We start from the raw sequence: 1,564 nt of genomic DNA on the forward strand, positions 1-1,564 counted from the left end.
GGACCAGCGGCCCATCACGTCGCGATCGATCTCCACGCCTTGTCGGCGCAGGATCACCGACTGGCGATGCCAGGGCTGATGATCGACGAAGCGGCTGACGACGAGATGCGCGAGCAGTGCGCTGCTTGCCATCACCTTGGGCAGCGGCAGATCAATGGTCGGCGCCTGGCGGATCGTTTCGCAGGATCGACAGGCAATGCGAGGGCGAACATGACGCCGGACACGGAAGCAGGCGGGCACGTAATCCAGCACTTCTGTGACGTCTTCGCAGATGACGGTCTCGTTCCCACCGCAACCGCATGGCTCGGGAAGATGCTGGGTCGTCTGCCGCGGGATATGCGCGGGGATCGGTGCTCGGGTTCCGGCTTTGCGCGTCGGTTTCGCATTCGACACCGCAGGTGCGTCATCATTGGCCGGTTCTGGGGCATCGACCTCCTCGAACATCAGACGCAGCTGAGCGATGTCCATCTTCTCGGAGCTGCGACCGAACTGGACGCGCAGCAGCCGGGCCAGACGATGCTCCAGCTTTTCGATCGTCAGGCCCTGAGCTTTGACGATCTGCTTTGCCGCTCCCAGTTCGGCTCGCTCCATCTCCATGACCTCAGCCATCTCCCGCAGCATTTTCTGCAGGAGGACGGGGTCTGTGGGGAGACGATCAAGGTCGAACCGCATGCTGCAGACTATAGCGCACGCGGCATCTCGCGCCTATAAGAATGGCAGTTTTCCGAGCTTCCATCGCTCACGCGAGGGTCGGCGTGAGCACTTCGTCGTGAACAATTGCCTGCCGCCAATCCAGCCCTTCGATCAGCATTGCCAACTGCGCTGACGACAGCCGGTCGGCTGCTCCGCCCTGGGTTCGGGGCCACACGAACTTTCCGCGCTCGAGACGTTTTGCATAGAGGCAAAGCTCTGATCCGTCCCACACCAGTGCCTTCAACCTATCGCCTCTTTTGCCGCGGAACAGAAATACGGCGCCGGAGAATGGATCGAGCTGGAGGATATTGCGCACTTGCGCCGACAGCCCGTCGAAGCCCTTCCGCATGTCGCACGGCGCCAGCGACAGATAGATCTTCGCTGACGGGGGCAGCGTCAAACTCAACGTTCAAGCTCCCCGATGACCTCGAGCGCCAATCTCAACGTCTCTCTGTCAACCAGCTTGTCGATCGATACCGTGAAGCCACCGCCGCGCCGAATTTCGATCCGGCCAGCGTCAGATTGCGTGGCCAGCGGTTCGGCGGGCGTCAGCTCAACCGGCACGAACCCGGCCATCGCGCCGCGGAGCAATTGCTTGCGCCAGGTGTAGAGCTGACCGGTCCCGATCCCGTACCGACGCGCCACCACCGCCATGATGGCGCCGGGCTGCGTCGTCTCCTTCAGGATCGCCAGCTTCTCTTCGTCGCTCCAGTGCCGGCGCCGTTCCACTCGAACGACCGCTCCGCCATCTCGGCGAGCGCTCATACGAGGCTCGTTTGACTGCTCGATATCCACTCGCAAGGCCTCCATGTGCCCCGCGAAATTCACACCAATGCCGCTCTGTACAAGGCCGGGTTCCGTCGGCGCTTAC

Annotated in this window: 3 protein-coding genes; all 3 read right to left on the reverse strand. The window is 62.5% G+C overall.

Translation table 11 applies throughout. The annotated features are described in order from the left end of the window. The coding region (locus EDF57_RS25320) for an IS66 family transposase zinc-finger binding domain-containing protein (protein ID WP_166675406.1) at positions 1–672 on the reverse strand (672 nt) is incomplete at its 3' end. Positions 673–739: 67 nt separating this feature from the next. Then, positions 740–1,099 (reverse strand): IS66 family insertion sequence element accessory protein TnpB, encoded by a 360-nt coding sequence (gene tnpB, locus EDF57_RS25325; RefSeq protein ID WP_243841303.1) that lies wholly within the window; start codon positions 1,097–1,099, stop codon positions 740–742. Then, entirely contained in the window at positions 1,096–1,488 is a 393-nt protein-coding gene (locus tag EDF57_RS25330; RefSeq protein WP_166675407.1) for a transposase, read from the reverse strand. The genes tnpB and EDF57_RS25330 overlap by 4 nt, the downstream gene beginning before the upstream one ends. Between the last annotated feature and the right edge of the window lie 76 nt (positions 1,489–1,564).

Source organism: Novosphingobium sp. PhB55 (genome assembly GCF_004368805.1).
GTDB lineage: Bacteria > Pseudomonadota > Alphaproteobacteria > Sphingomonadales > Sphingomonadaceae > Novosphingobium.